11 protein-coding genes are annotated in these 14,815 nt (G+C 62.1%); 6 read left to right on the forward strand and 5 right to left on the reverse strand.

Features of this window, described 5'->3' with window-relative positions:
• A partial coding sequence (locus R3280_RS12735) for an Ig-like domain-containing protein (protein ID WP_318998986.1) occupies positions 1-2,529 on the reverse strand: 2,529 nt, incomplete at its 3' end.
• 349 nt (positions 2,530-2,878) lie between these two features.
• Entirely contained in the window at positions 2,879-3,652 is a 774-nt protein-coding gene (locus tag R3280_RS12740; RefSeq protein ID WP_318998987.1) for an enoyl-CoA hydratase, read from the reverse strand.
• A 129-nt stretch (positions 3,653-3,781) separates the two neighbouring features.
• Here R3280_RS12740 and R3280_RS12745 point away from each other — a divergent pair, with 129 nt between their 5' ends.
• A complete protein-coding gene (locus tag R3280_RS12745) occupies positions 3,782-5,296 on the forward strand; it encodes a fumarate hydratase (RefSeq protein WP_318998988.1) in 1,515 nt (504 codons plus the stop codon).
• Positions 5,297-5,536: 240 nt separating this feature from the next.
• On the opposite strand, the gene R3280_RS12750 is transcribed toward R3280_RS12745, so the two are convergent.
• Positions 5,537-6,991 (reverse strand): protein adenylyltransferase SelO, encoded by a 1,455-nt coding sequence (locus R3280_RS12750; RefSeq protein ID WP_318998996.1) that lies wholly within the window; start codon positions 6,989-6,991, stop codon positions 5,537-5,539.
• Positions 6,992-7,174: 183 nt separating this feature from the next.
• Between R3280_RS12750 and R3280_RS12755 the strand changes: the two genes are divergently transcribed.
• The 5 genes from R3280_RS12755 to R3280_RS12775 are packed head-to-tail and all read left to right on the forward strand — an operon-like array spanning position 7,175 to position 13,061.
• A complete protein-coding gene (locus tag R3280_RS12755; RefSeq protein ID WP_318998989.1) occupies positions 7,175-8,113 on the forward strand; it encodes a hypothetical protein in 939 nt (312 codons plus the stop codon).
• A complete protein-coding gene (locus R3280_RS12760) occupies positions 8,110-8,913 on the forward strand; it encodes an HAD-IIB family hydrolase (RefSeq protein WP_318998990.1) in 804 nt (267 codons plus the stop codon). The genes R3280_RS12755 and R3280_RS12760 overlap by 4 nt, the downstream gene beginning before the upstream one ends.
• Positions 8,914-8,924: 11 nt before the next feature.
• Positions 8,925-10,160 carry a glycosyl transferase gene (locus R3280_RS12765; RefSeq protein ID WP_318998991.1) on the forward strand — a complete coding sequence of 412 codons (1,236 nt, stop codon included), beginning with the start codon at positions 8,925-8,927 and terminating at the stop codon, positions 10,158-10,160.
• Between the two features lie 13 nt (positions 10,161-10,173).
• The gene (locus R3280_RS12770) at positions 10,174-11,904 is read left to right on the forward strand and encodes an alpha-amylase family glycosyl hydrolase (protein ID WP_318998992.1); all 1,731 of its coding nucleotides are present in this window, start codon (positions 10,174-10,176) and stop codon (positions 11,902-11,904) included.
• 47 nt (positions 11,905-11,951) lie between these two features.
• Positions 11,952-13,061 (forward strand): DUF3524 domain-containing protein, encoded by a 1,110-nt coding sequence (locus tag R3280_RS12775; RefSeq protein WP_318998993.1) that lies wholly within the window; start codon positions 11,952-11,954, stop codon positions 13,059-13,061.
• Here the strand turns inward: R3280_RS12775 and R3280_RS12780 are convergent.
• Both R3280_RS12780 and R3280_RS12785 read right to left on the reverse strand, forming a co-directional pair.
• A complete protein-coding gene (locus R3280_RS12780) occupies positions 13,019-14,008 on the reverse strand; it encodes a diguanylate cyclase (protein WP_318998994.1) in 990 nt (329 codons plus the stop codon). The two genes, R3280_RS12775 and R3280_RS12780, sit on opposite strands and share 43 nt — an antisense overlap.
• A 22-nt stretch (positions 14,009-14,030) precedes the next feature.
• Positions 14,031-14,815 (reverse strand): response regulator (locus R3280_RS12785; protein ID WP_318998995.1); only part of this gene is annotated, 785 nt, incomplete at its 5' end.

Below are 14,815 nucleotides of genomic sequence, written 5' to 3' on the forward strand. Positions count from 1 at the left end.
ACCATTGACCTCGGCGTTGAAAGTGCCATTCAGCGCTGGGATGCCCCAGACCGCTTCATCAGCGGCGTTCGGAATTACAGTGTCGCCTTGAACTTCAGAGAGAAGAACACTTGTTCCGATGGTATTCAGATTACCAACAAAGTTGATGGGATCCGCACTGTCGAGTGCTGCCTGGAACACATTGAAATAGGTTTCAAGGTTGGCATCACCCTGTTCCAAGCCAGCCGCCTGCTGCAGGCCCAAAAGGATCCTTGGGGCGAACGACGGTGAGTTCTCAAGCAGCCTGACGATTCCACCACCCGGTGTCAGCATGCTTGCGGCATTGATATCGTTCGCAGCCACTGTGCTATCGAGTGCCGAAGTTTGGTTTGCATTGACCGCCGCGATATACGGAGTTCCGGTTATGGTCCCAAGTGAATGGCCAACGAAATAGACAGGCGTTGAGTCAACAATACTAACCACATTGCTGGTGACCGTGGGGAGATTCAAGCCTGAAAGACTCGCTTGAAGGTTCATCTGGTCAACAGCGCTCTGGCGATTGTTGTCACGGGAAGTCAGGAAACCTGTCAGGTTGATGAACAGGCTGCCGGAATCACCCACGCCGTTCTCGTAATCCAGCGGAGCTGGCACGCCAGGTTGTGCGGCATAAAAGCCGAAGTGACGTTCGTTGCCAATTTTCGGAGCGAGGCCTGGAATGGTACTGCCAGCATTCGCGACGGTGTTTTCGATTGATACCAGACCTGCCATAGAAGTTGCCGCTTCGGCACCGCAGGCACTACCAATTACCTCTTGGATAGCGGTTGCGTCGTCACTACTCAGAGTGCAGCCTCCGCTACGGAGTTGCGCAAGCAGACCGAGAGATAGCTGACCATTGATCAGAGCAGTTCGGTTTGTCTCGTTGACCTCGAGCCCAGCTCCCGCGAGAAGCCTATCAGCTAGCGCTTCCTGTTCCGCAGCAGTGAAAGGCGCTACACCATGTAAAGGCTGATCAATGGCGATTACAGCGTAACCCTGGGTAGCCAAAGCGGTCCCGAAAGTGAGAGCAGCGCTTCGATCAGTAGTAATACCGTGCTGATATAGAACTACTCCATTAATCGTTCCGGACGACGGATAGAGGGCGAGCATCGGTACGTCTACCACTGCCTGCCGCTTGGGGAACGGGAATATGTAATTGACGGCGGTGGATACCGAGGGGTCGGCCTGTGGAATTGCCAAACCAGCATCCGCAAAAGCCTGGTTCAGCTGCTGAGCCAAAGCATCGTCAGCCACCCACGAATCTTGAACGAGACTGGCGCCGCTCGTGCCCAAATAGTATGGCAAGCTAACCGTGCCCTGAGCCGCTGTCACGGCCGTGTTGGAAGCGCCAAACGCAGTAAGGATGCCGCTTGTGACTGCAGATAACAGAGGTACCGGTTTAATCGAGCTCGAGTCGAGGCTGATATCGGCTGAGCTTCTTGCAGACTGATTTGGTAGAAGAGGACTGAAGTTGGTAGCCAGTGCTACCCCAGCGCAGGTAACTGCGATTTGGCCAGAGGTGCCCTCGCAGGGCTTACCTGACCCGAACAGATCAGGGAGATTCGCGGCAAATGTTTGAGTGTTACCAAAAGCTCCGTCTACCGTCGTTTTGACAGCATCATAGGAATTTGCTCCACCCGTAATGGCACTGCGCGCCACGGAAACCTTAATCAAGGTCTCAATCTGATCTGAGAACCACGCGGCAGGTTCGGCAATGTACTGAAGAACTTTTTCATCATTGGATGTTGTGAAGCTATAGGTAAGAGCTATGTCGTCGGCTGACAGCTCTGCTCCAACTGCACCAAAATAGGCTGCGGAAATTGGCTCCCAAAGCTTATTAATCAGGGTTCGAACCGGCGCGAGGCCGCTTGAGCCCAAGGGCTGAGTCTCGTCCGTCAGGTTGTTATAGGACGGGGACTGAATGATAGCCTCACCATTAATATCCTGGATGCCTTTGGTGACCGCCACTACATACCGCTTTCTCGGATCCAGAGGCTCCAGCGGCAGAATTCGGATAGCAGAGGTGCCGTCCAAGGTCTCAACATCAGCCCGAAACTTTGGTAGACCCGCAGGTCCGGTGACGGCCAGTTCTAGCGTTGGCGGCTCGCTAATGTTTAACGCTTGGACTGGATCTCCACTCGCGTAGCTGAGTTCGATCAGGAAAACGGTCTGATTTGCAGCAACAGTAGCGGGGTCGATCTGGCCGTTGAAACGAACCACCGCTGGCGCGACGGTTGAGGCGCCACTCAGGGAATTCAGGGCAGTGGTAACAGGAGGAGATGTATCCGCCACACGGAAGGTGCCGTCTTTGGCCACTGAATCAAAAATCAGGTCGTTCGGAATCGGCAGCTCGCTGGTCACCGGATTGAAAATCGGCCAGGTCTTACCGTCAATCTCGGGGTTATTGATGTTGTACTGGGGATTTGCGTTCTTTCCGACGGAATCGCCACCGAGGCAGCCGGTCAAGCCCACGGAAGACGCTACGGCGAGACTTATTAGAGTTTTCTTGAGCATGGGTGGAACCCTTTCCTGTTGTTGTGTCGTTATTGGCGGCTTCTGACGGGGCCGGTGGGTGCCGGTAAGCCCGTTGTCAGAGGCCGGTTTTGTCTGTTGGACTGGCCAGCGCTCTTAGCCACTTCTTTCCAAGGAACCGATCAAAGACTCCTTCATCCTCTGACTATAGCGAAAGACAAAGCAACCTGTTGATCGCTCTAAAGTGTGATTCTTGTGCACACGCCCCGTACCACCGCTCCCGCCGCCTGCCGTCAGCGCCGGCAGGTTCCGCCGGGAGGGGGTACCTCAGTGAAAAATAGTGGCTGGCCCAGGCTTTGTCGAGCGGCGCTGAAACAGCATCGGGCCGGGGCTACCGGAAGCCCGAGAAGTCCGGTTTGCGCTTCTCGGCGAAGGCCTTGAAGGCTTCCGCCGCCTCGGGGGATTTCAGCCGCTGGCCGAAAAGTTCGCCTTCCTCCAGCATGGTGGCCTCCAATGCCTCCAGGTTGGCGCGGTTGAGCAGATTCTTGGTGGCGCGGATGGCGGCCGGCGGCTGGGCTTCCAGCTGCTGGCAGGTGAGCAGGGCGGTGGTCTCGGTGTCGGCCGGCTCGCAGACCTTGTTGATCAGGCCCATGTTGCGGGCATCGCTGGGGGTGAAGGCGCCACCCAGCATCAGCAGTTCCGCCGCCCGCACGCGGCCCAGCCAGGTGGGCAGCAGCAGGCTGGAGCCGCCCTCCGGGCAAAGGCCCAGGTTGGCGAAGGGCATCTGGAAGCGACTGTTGCTGCCCGCGAAGACAAAATCGCAGTGCAGCAGCATGGTGGTGCCGATGCCCACCGCCGGGCCGTTCACTGCGGCCACCACGGGTTTGGTGGCCCGGGCCAGGCCGAACAGGAAGCGGCCCACCGGGGTGGTGCGGAAATCCTCTGGCAGCCCGGCGGCGAAATCCCCCAGGTCGTTGCCGGCGGTAAAGCACTCCTCGCTGCCGGTGAACAGGATGCAGCGGATGTCCGCATCGGCATGGGCGTTCTCGAGGGCATCGGCCATGGCACTGTACATGCCGTGGGTGAGGGCGTTCTTGCGCTCGGGCCGGTGGATGCGAACCACCAGGGTGCGCTGTTTTTTCTCGATCTGGATCAGGTCTGTCACGGGTGTCTCCTGCTTTGCCCTTTGGCTACCGCCGCGGGCTCTATTTTCTGGTAAACTCGCTCAAATTTTTGCGGGATTCAATAGCTTCCTACGAAGACTCCTAGAAAAAACCATCTGGATGAGAGATCTATGCCGACCATAATCCGCCAGGACGACCTGATCGAGAGCGTAGCGGACGCGCTCCAGTTCATTTCCTACTATCACCCCAAGGATTTCATCCAGGCCGTCTACGAGGCCTACCAGCGCGAGGAGTCCCAGGCGGCGAAAGACGCCATGGCGCAGATTCTGATCAACTCCCGCATGTGTGCCCAGGGCAAGCGCCCGATCTGCCAGGACACCGGCATCGTCACCGTGTTTGTCAACGTGGGTATGGATGTGCAGTGGGATGCCGACATGCCGCTGGACGACATCATCAATGAAGGCGTGCGCCGGGCCTACACCCACCCGGACAACGTGCTGCGGGCCTCCGTGCTGGCGGACCCGGACGGCAAGCGCGCCAACACCAAGGACAATACCCCGGCGGTGATCCACTACAAGATCGTACCGGGCAACACCGTGGACGTGCACGTGGCGGCCAAAGGCGGCGGCTCCGAGGCCAAGTCCAAGTTCGCCATGCTGAACCCGTCGGACTCGGTGGTGGAGTGGGTGCTGAAGATGGTGCCCCAGATGGGCGCCGGCTGGTGTCCGCCGGGCATGCTGGGCATCGGCATCGGCGGTACCGCCGAGAAGGCCATGGAGCTGGCCAAGGAGTCCCTGCTGGACCCCATCGACATCCACGACCTGAAAGCCCGCGGCGCCAGCAACCGCGCCGAGGAGCTGCGGCTGGAGCTGTTCGACAAGGTCAATGACCTGGGCATCGGTGCCCAGGGCCTGGGCGGCCTGACCACAGTGCTGGACGTAAAAGTGAAGGATTACCCCACCCACGCCGCCAACAAGCCGGTGGCCATCATCCCCAACTGCGCCGCCACCCGCCACGCCCACTTCGTGCTGGACGGCTCCGGCCCTGCGCTGCAGACCCCGCCGAGCCTGGAAGACTGGCCGGAGATCACCTGGGAGGTGGGCGACAGTGTGCGCCGTGTGAACCTGGATACCGTCACCCCGGAAGACGTCAAGGACTGGAAGCCGGGCGAGACCGTGCTGCTGTCCGGCAAGATGCTGACCGGCCGCGACGCCGCCCACAAGAAGATGGTGGACATGATCGAGCGGGGCGAGCCGCTGCCGGTGGATCTGAAGGGCCGCTTCATCTATTACGTGGGCCCGGTGGATCCGGTCCGCGAGGAAGTGGTGGGCCCGGCTGGCCCGACCACCGCTACCCGGATGGACAAGTTCACCCGCACCATGCTGGAGAAGACCGGTCTCACGGGTATGATCGGCAAGGCGGAGCGCGGCCAGGTGGCTATCGACGCCATTCGCGACTTCAGTGCCGTCTACCTGATGGCGGTGGGCGGCTCCGCCTACCTGGTGTCCAAGGCCATCAAGGGCGCCAAGGTGGTGGCCTTCGAGGAGCTGGGTATGGAGGCCATCTACGAGTTCGAGGTGGAGGACATGCCGGTAACCGTGGCGGTGGACTCCAAGGGCTCGTCGGTGCACCAGACCGGCCCGGCCGAGTGGCAGGAGAAGATTATTGCCGCCAAAGCGGTGTGACCGCTGAGTTGTTGAAAAACGGGGCTTCGGCCCCGTTTTTTGTGGCCGGGATTTGAAGTTGGCGGTCCTTCCCCCTCTCCCCCGGCCCCTCTCCCGCCAGGGGAGAGGGGAGCTTATGGGTCTGGCTTCGGTGAAAGCTTTCGGCCACTCTGGCTGCAACACCTGTCGGCACTTGTTTTTGAAGCCCCTCTCCCCTGGCGGGAGAGGGGTTGGGGAGAGGGGGAGCCGGCTATTACCGACTCAGGAGGAACAACTGATGTTCAGATGCCGGCCCCAGTCCGGCGGCATGGCGGCATAGGCTTCGTTCTCCGGCTGCTCGTCGAAGGGCAGCTTTAATACCTCTAGCAACTTGTGCATGGGCTCGTAGTTGCCACCCTGGGCGTCCTGGATGACCTGTTGGGCCAGGTAATTGCGCAGGATGTACTTGGGATTGATGGCGCGCATGGCGGTCTCGCGCTCCGCGTCGCTGCGACTTTCTTCCTTCAGCCGCTCCTGGTAGCGCTCAAGCCAGTTGTCCGCCACCTGTCTGTCCACGAACAGGTCCCGTATCGGCGCCGGCCCTTTTGAGGCCAGGTTGCTGAGGCCCCGGAAGAACAGGGTGTAGTCCACATGATGCTCGTGGAGCATGGAGAAGGTCTCCATGATCAGGTCAATGTCCTTTTCCCGGGTTTCCGCCAGGCCCAGTTTGCGCCGCAGGGTATCGAGAAAGTGGTCGTTGTAGGCCTGTTCGTAGTGGCGCAGGGCGTCGAGGATGTCGTCCTCCTCCATCAGCGGCGCCATGGCCCTGGCCAGGAACTGGCAGTTGGTGAAACCGATCTGGGGCTGGCGGTTGTAGGCATACCGGCCACCCTGGTCGGTGTGGTTGCAGATGTAGCCGGCGTCGAAGTCGTCGAGGAAGGCGTAGGGGCCATAGTCGAAGGTGTCGCCGATGATGGACATGTTGTCGCTGTTCATCACGCCGTGGCAGAACCCCACCGCCTGCCAGTCGGCGATCAGCCGGGCGGTGCGCTTCACCACCTCCGCCAGCCAGCGGTGATAGCGCTGGCGCTCCGGTAGCGCTTCCAGGTCACTGAAATAGAGGCCGATGGTGTGGTCGGTGAGGGCCTGGAGCGCATCCTTGCCCTGGTGATGGGCAGCGAACTCGAAGTGGCCGAAGCGGATATGGCTCTGGGCCACCCGCATCAGGGTGGCGGCGGTCTCGATGGACTCACGCCGCACCGGGTCCTTGCAGCTCACCAGAAACAGCGCCCGGGTGGTGGGGATGCCCAGAAAGTGCATGGCCTCGCTGCACAGGTATTCCCGGATACTGGAACGCAGCACCGCGCGGCCGTCGCCAAAGCGGGAGAAGGGGGTCTGGCCGGCGCCCAGCAGGTGCCAGTCCCAGCGCCGCCCGTCCGGCCCCACCGTTTCCCACAACAGCAGGCCCCGGCCGTCTCCCAGGTCCGGGTTGTACATGCCGAACTGGTGGCCGGTGTACTTCATGGCCACCGGGTCCATGCCCTCCAGCAGTTCCTGGCCGGCTCCGATGGCGGCCCACTGCTCGGGCTCGTCGACAGCGACACCCATTTCCTCAGCCAGTGCCGAATTGAAGCACACCATGCGGGGCTGGTGCAGGGGAGTGGGATACACCCGGCTGTAGAAGGCGTCGGGCAGGTTCAGGTAGCGGTGTTCCACGCGAAAATCCGTCAGGGTGATCTCTCCTTCGAGGCGGCCGCGGCATCGGGCCCCGGTGTTCTCTACGCGTCGGCCGCCCCGGTGTGTCAGACTGTTGATACCATCTTAAAGCCGGGCTCGGCCCACGAGCAAACCGCCACCCGGCTCCAGGTTGGTACAGAATCTGCAAATCCCTCTCACGTGGACAGGAGGCAGAGCATCATCATGAGCGCATCCCAGCAGGTGGACGAACTGATTCGTCGCGAAGGCCTGCCACCGGAATACCAGACCACCGTCGCCGACTACATCCAGCCCCTGGCCCAGCGGGTTGCCGACTGGCAGCAGGCGTTGGCGCGGCCCTTGATCCTGGGCCTCAACGGTGCCCAGGGTACCGGCAAATCCACCCTGGCGCTGTTCCTGCAGACCCTGCTGGAGCAGGAGCACGGCCTGCGCTGTGCCCGCTTCTCTCTGGACGACCTCTACCTGACCAGGGCCGAGCGCGAAGGCCTGGCGGAAGGCGTGCATCCGCTGTTCGTGACCCGCGGCGTGCCGGGCACCCACGACCTGCTGCTGGGCCAGCAGGTGATCGATTCCCTGGTGACCGCCACAGCCGACCACGACACGCCGATCCCCGCGTTCGACAAGGCCGGGGACGACCGCAAGCCCAAGCATGAGTGGCCGCTGTTCCGGGGCCCGGCGAAGGTGGTGCTGATCGAGGGCTGGTGCCTGGGCGCGCGGCCGGAGCGTGACCCGATCAGGCTGGCGGAACCGGTCAACGAACTGGAGGCCGCCGAGGACAGCGATAACCTCTGGCGCCAGCATGTCAACGACCAGCTTCACGACGCCTACGCCTGGTTCTTCGACCAGATCGATCGCATGGTGATGCTGAAGGCGCCCTCCATGGAGCAGGTGATCCAGTGGCGCACACTTCAGGAGCACAAGCTTGCACAGCGATCGGGCGACGCACCAAAAAAGGGCGGAGAGGTCAGCCGGATTATGGATGACGATCAGGTCTACCGGTTTGTCATGCATTACGAGCGGGTCACCCGGCACACCCTGTTCGACCTGCCGCCCCGGGCGGATGTGGTGTTCACCGTGGACCCGTCCCACCGCATTGTGGGACAGACCATCAAAGAGCAGCTGGAAGGAGACTGGTTACGATGAGCCGACCCACCCTGCTGTTTTTCACCGACCTGGACGGCACCCTGCTGGATCATGACAGCTACGACTGGACGCCGGCCAAACCGGCGCTGGCGGAGCTGGAGCGCCACCGGCTGCCGCTGATCCTCAACTCCAGCAAGACCGCGGCGGAGATCCGGGACCTGCGTTCGGAGCTGGCTAATGAACATCCCTACATCGTCGAGAACGGCGCCGCCGCCATCATCCCGGCCGGCTACTTTGACGCCGGTCAGGATGAGGACGAAGTCATCCATTTTGCCCAGCCCCGTGCCAGGGTACTCGAGTCGCTGGCGCGCCTCAGAGAACAGGGCTTCCGCTTCACCGGCTTCGATGACATGAGTGTTGAGGAAGTGGCCCAGCACGCCGATCTCTCCCGGGACCAGGCCGCCAAGGCCAAGGATCGCGCCGCCACCGAGCCGGTGGTTTGGAACGGCGGCGCCCTGGATGTGGCGTCCTTCCGCCAGGCCCTGGAGCAGGAGGGCCTGCGGTTGGTGAAGGGTGGCCGCTTCCACCATGTGATGGGGGATTTTGACAAGGCCGAGGCCATGAAGGCCCTGATAAAGCGTTACCGGGCCCGGTATCCGGATTCAAAGCTGGTGTCCGTGGCCCTTGGGGACAGCCCCAACGACCGGCGCATGCTGGAGGCGGCGGATATTGCGGTGGTGATCCGCGGCCCTGAGCCGCTGACACTGTCCGAGGGCCTGAGCGTGATGTACTCCGATCAGCGGGGGCCCTCGGGCTGGAACGAATGCGTGCTCACCATCCTGGCGGGCAAGGGTTATTAGGGAACAGAGCCATGGGCGACTTTTACCAGAACGGCATCATCACCACGCTGCACAACCTCTGCCGCCGGCCGGTGGAGGAACTGGAACGGGAGCTGATGAGCTTCCGCAAGGTCCGCCCCATGTCACTGGTGCTGCCATCCCTGTATTCCGAGCTGGAGGGCCCGGCGCTGAAGAACATCGTGGCGGAGCTGGCCCGGGTGCCTTACCTGGAGCAGATCGTGATCGGGCTGGACCGGGCCGATGAAGCCCAGTACAGGCACGCTTTGGAATACTTCTCGGCGCTGCCCCAGCATGTGCGGGTGCTTTGGAACGACGGGCCCCGCATGCGGGCCATTGACGATCGCCTGCGCCAGGAAGGCCTGGCGCCGACGGAAATGGGCAAGGGCCGTAATGTCTGGTTCTGCTTCGGCTACGTACTGGCTTCGGACCTGAGCGAGTCGGTGGCGCTGCATGACTGCGACATCCTCACCTACAAGCGGGATCTGGTGGCGCGGCTGATCTATCCGGTCGCCAATCCGGCCTTCAACTACATGTTCTGCAAGGGCTACTACGCCCGGGTGGCGGACAGCAAGATGAACGGGCGGGTCAGCCGGCTGCTGGTGACGCCATTGATCCGCGCACTCAAGAAAGTCTGCGGCCCCAGTGATTTCCTGGATTACCTGGACAGCTACCGTTACCCGCTGGCCGGCGAGTTCTCCTTCCGCACCGATGTGATCAACGACCTGCGCATTCCCAGTGACTGGGGTCTGGAGGTGGGCGTGCTATCGGAGATGAAGCGCAACTACGCCACCAACCGCCTGTGCCAGGTGGACATCGCCGACACCTATGACCACAAGCACCAGGAGCTGTCGCCGGACGACGCCAGCAAGGGCCTGGCGAAGATGAGCACGGACATCAGCAAGGCGGTGTTCCGCAAGCTGGCCACCAACGGCGAGATCTTCTCCAACGAGAAGTTCCGCACCATCAAGGCGGCGTACTACCGGATTGCGCTGGATTTCATCGAGACCTACCAGAACGACGCCATCATCAACGGGCTGACCTTTGACCGGCATTCCGAGGAGCAGGCAGTGGAGCTCTTTGCCCAGAACATTATGCGGGCCGGCGCCTCATTCCTGGACAACCCCATGGAGACGCCGTTCATTCCCAGCTGGAGCCGGGTGGTGAGCGCCATCCCGGATATCATGGCGGACCTGGCGTCGGCGGTGGAGGCGGACAACCGGGAGTATGGTGGCGCGATTCAGCCGTGAGGGAGAGGTTCGGATGACCCAGGCGTTGCAGGACAAACTGGCGGGCATGCTAACGGTGGTGTATCCGGAAGTGGATACCGGCTACCTGGCCGGCCAGTTGATGGAGACCATGGGGCTCGGTGCCGACGCCAGCCCGCCACCGGCGCACCGCAACAACTGGGATCAGGGCGATGTGCTGTTGATCACCTACGCGGACTCCATCCGGCGGGAGGGGGAAAAGCCCCTGGTGACACTGGACCGCTTCCTGACCGAGCATCTGGCGGATACCGTGACCGGGGTTCATATCCTGCCGTTTTTCCCGTTCAGCTCCGATGACGGTTTCTCGGTGATGGATTACCTGGCCGTCAACGAGTCCCACGGCAGCTGGCAGGATATCGAGCGCATTGCCGGCCGGTTTCGCCTGATGGCTGACCTGGTGATCAACCACATGTCCGCCCGCAGCCGCTGGTTCGAAAATTACCGCAAGCGCATCGACCCCGGTCGGGACTATTTCTACGAGGGCGACCCGGCGGACGACCTGAGTATGGTGGTGCGACCCCGCACCTCACCATTGTTGACCGCGGTGCAGACCGAAGACGGCGAGCGTCATGTCTGGTGCACCTTCAGCGAGGACCAGGTGGACCTGAATTTCGCCAACCCCCGCGTGCTCCTGGAGTTCGTGGCCATCATCCGCGAGTACCTGGCCCATGGTGTGCAGATCTTCCGGCTGGATGCGGTGGCTTTCCTCTGGAAGGAGGTGGGCACGCCGTGCATCCACCTGCGCCAGACCCACGAGCTGATCAAGATCCTGCGGCTGCTGGTCGAGACCCACAGCCCGGACGCCATCATCATCACCGAGACCAACGTTCCCAACCGGGAAAACCTGACCTACTTCGGCAACGCCAACGAAGCCCATGTGATCTACAACTTCTCGCTGCCGCCGCTGCTGATCCATACCCTGGTGACCGGCAACTGCCGGCATCTTAAAACCTGGCTGATGAGCATGCCGCCGGCCCAGATGGGCACCACCTACCTGAACTTCATCGCTTCCCACGACGGTGTGGGGCTCAGGCCCACCGACGGCCTGCTGAGCGAACTGGAAAAGCAGGAGCTGGTGACCACCATGGAGGCGTTCGGCGGTAAGGTGTCCTACCGCCAGACCGGCATGGGCACCCAGCAGCCCTACGAGATGAACATTGCCCTCTATGACGCCCTGAAGGGTACCGCCGCCGGCGGCCCGGACCACTGGCAGCTGCAGCGCTTCATCTGTGCCCACGCCATCATGCTGGCGCTGGAAGGCATCCCGGCCCTCTACATCCACAGCTTCCTGGGCACCGGAAACGATTACGAGCGCCTGGAACATACCGGTCGGCTGCGCTCCATCAACCGCGCCCAGTGGCAGTTGGATCGCCTGGAAGCGGAACTGGCCAACCCCCTCAGCCACCATCGGGAGGTGTTCATCCAACTGAGGCGGCTGATCGATATCCGTCGGCGCCAGCCGGCCTTCCACCCCAACGCCACCCAGTTCACCCTGCACCTGGGGCTGCAGATCTTCGGGTTCTGGCGGCAGAGCGTACGGCGGGATCAGTCCATTTTCTGCATCAACAACATCAGTGACGAAGTCCGGCAAGTCGCCCTGACCGATATCAACCTGATCGGCACTGATGACTGGCGGGATCTCATTTCCGGTGAAGCGGTGGAGGAGCTGTCAGGGTCGCTCACCCTCAAGCCCTATCAGAGTGTGTGGTTGTCCAATCGGGGGTAGGGGATTGCCCGCGGCCGCCGAAGCCGGAATGTGGCACACTGAAGTCCATGAACGCTCCCTCGCGCCCCCGCATCCTGTTGCTCTCCGCCTACGACACCGGCAGCCATCGGCACTGGTGCCGGCAGCTTATCCAGCAGAATCCGATTTACGACTGGCAGCTCCTGAGCTTGCCCCCGCGGTATTTCCGCTGGCGTATCCGTGGCAATCCGCTGAGCTGGTACGACAGCCCCGAACTGGTCCAGCGCTGGGATCTGGTGGTGGCCACTTCCATGGTGGATCTGGCGACCCTGAAGGGGATCAGGCCCGCCCTGGCCGGCACGCCGACGCTGCTTTACATGCATGAAAACCAGTTTGCCTACCCGGTTTCCAGCGGCCAGCACCAGAGCCTGGACCCTCAGATGGTGAACCTTTACAGCGCGGCCGCGGCCGATCGGGTGGTGTTCAACAGTGACTGGAACCGGCGCAGCTTCCTGGACGGTGCCCGGGCCCTGTTCGCCCGGCTGCCGGACGCAACGCCGGAGCGTCTGCTGGCGGACATCGAGGCAAAATCCCGGGTTCTGCCGGTGCCGGTGGCGGATGTGCTGTTCGAGGGGCAGCCGTGCCAAGCCAACCACGCCTGTCCGCACCTGCTGTGGAATCATCGCTGGGAGTACGACAAAGGGCCGGATCGTTTGCTGGCGCTGTGCCGGGCCCTGGCGGATCGCGGCCAGGACTTCAGGCTCAGTGTGGTGGGGGAGCAGTTCCGTCAGCGCCCGGAGGCGTTTGACCAGATTCACAGGGCCTTTGCCAGCCGCATCCTGAACTGGGGGTTTATCCCCGGCCGGGCGGACTATGAAGCCCTGCTGCGTTCGGCGGATGTGGTGGTCTCCACGGCCAGCCACGATTTCCAGGGTCTGGCGATGCTGGAGGCTATGGCCGCCGGCTGCCTGGCGCTGGCACCGGATCGCCTGGCCTATCCGGAGTACGTGCCGGCGAACCAGCGCTATGCCAGCCATCCGGATAGCCCGGAGCGGGAGGTGCAGGCCGCAGCGGGGACCCTGGAGGCATTGCTGTCGGGCGCGGCGGCGGCAACACCGCCCCTGGGGTGGAGCGAACGGGCGTTGGCGCCGCGTTATCAGGCCTTGCTGGCGTCGCTGCTGGCTGAATCGTCCGAATAGACCACCACCCGGTTACGCCCGCTCTCCTTGGCCCTGTAGAGTGCCTTGTCCGCCTGACCGAGCCACTGCATGTAGTTCTCTGGCTCGTCGCCCAGCTGGGCAATGCCCATGCTGACGGTGTAGCGAATGTCGGCCACCGAGGTTTTTACAGTACTCTCCGCGATGAACTCCCGGATTCGCTCGCAGATGATTCTGGCACCGTTTGCGTCGGTTTCCGGCAGAATGATGCCGAATTCCTCGCCGCCGTAGCGACCACCCCGGTCCGACTGGCGCAGGGCGCTTTTGACGACCCCGGCGGTGTGGCGAATGACTTCGTCCCCGGCCAGGTGGCCGTGAGTGTCGTTGACCTTCTTGAAGTGGTCGATGTCGAACATCACCAGGCTGGTGGCGTTGCCGTAGCGCCGGTAGCGCTCGTATTCGGCATCAACCAGGTTCTCCCAGGTACCCCGGTTCAGCAGTCCGGTAAGCCGGTCGGTCATGCTGAGTTTTTCCAGCTGGGCGTTGGCCTTTTCCAGCGCCAGCCGCCCGGCCGCCACGTCGGTGACGTCGTAAACCATCAGGCAGATCTTGTCGATCTTGCCGTCCGGTCCGCTCAGCGGGCTGATGGTCAGGTTCTGGAACATGAATTCTTCGGTGCCGGTGATCGGCCGGGTGTTCCGAAAACGGAACAGGTAGGGTCGCTGCTCCCAGGAGGTAAAGGCCCGGGTGTTGAGCATTACCACCGAGTCCACCTTGCGCCTGAGCCAGGCCTCCGGCAGGTCGGGGAAGACCTCGAACAGATTGCGATCACGGATCCTGCTGGCGGTGATGCCGCTGTGGTTTTCCATGAAACCGTTCCAGACCTGCACCCGATAGTCAGTATCAATCACCACCAGCCCCATTTCCACCGACTCCAGCATGTTCATCAGCCAGTGGAAGGCATTGACTTCGTTTTCATTGACGGCCATCAGCTCACTCCATGGCTTGGTCTCACCGGCTCAGGTAGTCGAGGCTTTTCTCCAGGTGCGGGATGGAATCCTCGGTCAGCAACACCAGCAGGTCGCAGGAAATCGCATATTCCTCGATCTGGTAGTTGATCTCAATGGCCAGTAACTGCTCGGAGTACTTGCTGTGGTGCTCGAGCAAGTCGCCGATGCGGCGGTGCTGGCCGAGAACGGTGGGATGACCCAGGCCCAGGTGGAGGTCCAGTTGGTCGCCGAAACCCTTCAGGAAAGCGCCGAACAGAATGCTGGACATATCCATCAGCATTTCCACCTCGACGGCATCCGAATTCAGGTCGTCGTAGCGCAGCAGATGGGCCATGTCCCGGAAGCTGGCGTCGGAGAACAATAACAGGGCTTCCCCCGCCACGCCGGCACCGGTAAACCCCTGACAAACGGCGGAATAGGTGGTCTCCTCGGCGGCGGACAGGGCCATGCTCAGCTCCGAGCGCTCGATCATCGCCACCCGCGGTACCGGCAGCTGTACGAACACATTCAGCAGGCGGGCCAGCAGGTCGGCCGCCCGCCCCATGGCGACGTTGGAAATTTCCTGGAGGTAGTCGTGCAGGGTCAGGGTTGCACCCAGGCTGGCGGCTTCGGTATCGGGGCCGGCCTTTGCCTTTGCCTCGGCCTCGCCCGGCCGGTAGAGGCCGTAATCCTGCAGCAGTGCGGCCAGCATTTCCGGGTCAGTGGGCTTCTTGATGAAATCGATGGCGCCCATCTTGCGGACCCGTTCCCGGGCCTGGGGCTGGATGTCCCCGGAGACCACGATGG

Origin of the sequence: Marinobacter sp. (genome assembly GCF_033722195.1) — a bacterium.
Lineage (GTDB): Bacteria > Pseudomonadota > Gammaproteobacteria > Pseudomonadales > Oleiphilaceae > Marinobacter.

Bases quoted from the DNA above. Each gene is read 5' to 3' on its own strand.
- R3280_RS12770 (WP_318998992.1), top strand. From the start codon at position 10,174: ATGACCCAGGCGTTGCAGGACAAACTGGCGGGCATGCTAACGGTGGTG.
- R3280_RS12755 (WP_318998989.1), top strand. From the start codon at position 7,175: ATGAGCGCATCCCAGCAGGTGGACGAACTGATTCGTCGCGAAGGCCTG.
- R3280_RS12745 (WP_318998988.1), top strand. From the start codon at position 3,782: ATGCCGACCATAATCCGCCAGGACGACCTGATCGAGAGCGTAGCGGAC.
- R3280_RS12775 (WP_318998993.1), top strand. From the start codon at position 11,952: ATGAACGCTCCCTCGCGCCCCCGCATCCTGTTGCTCTCCGCCTACGAC.
- R3280_RS12760 (WP_318998990.1), top strand. From the start codon at position 8,110: ATGAGCCGACCCACCCTGCTGTTTTTCACCGACCTGGACGGCACCCTG.
- R3280_RS12780 (WP_318998994.1), bottom strand. From the start codon at position 14,008: ATGGCCGTCAATGAAAACGAAGTCAATGCCTTCCACTGGCTGATGAAC.
- R3280_RS12765 (WP_318998991.1), top strand. From the start codon at position 8,925: ATGGGCGACTTTTACCAGAACGGCATCATCACCACGCTGCACAACCTC.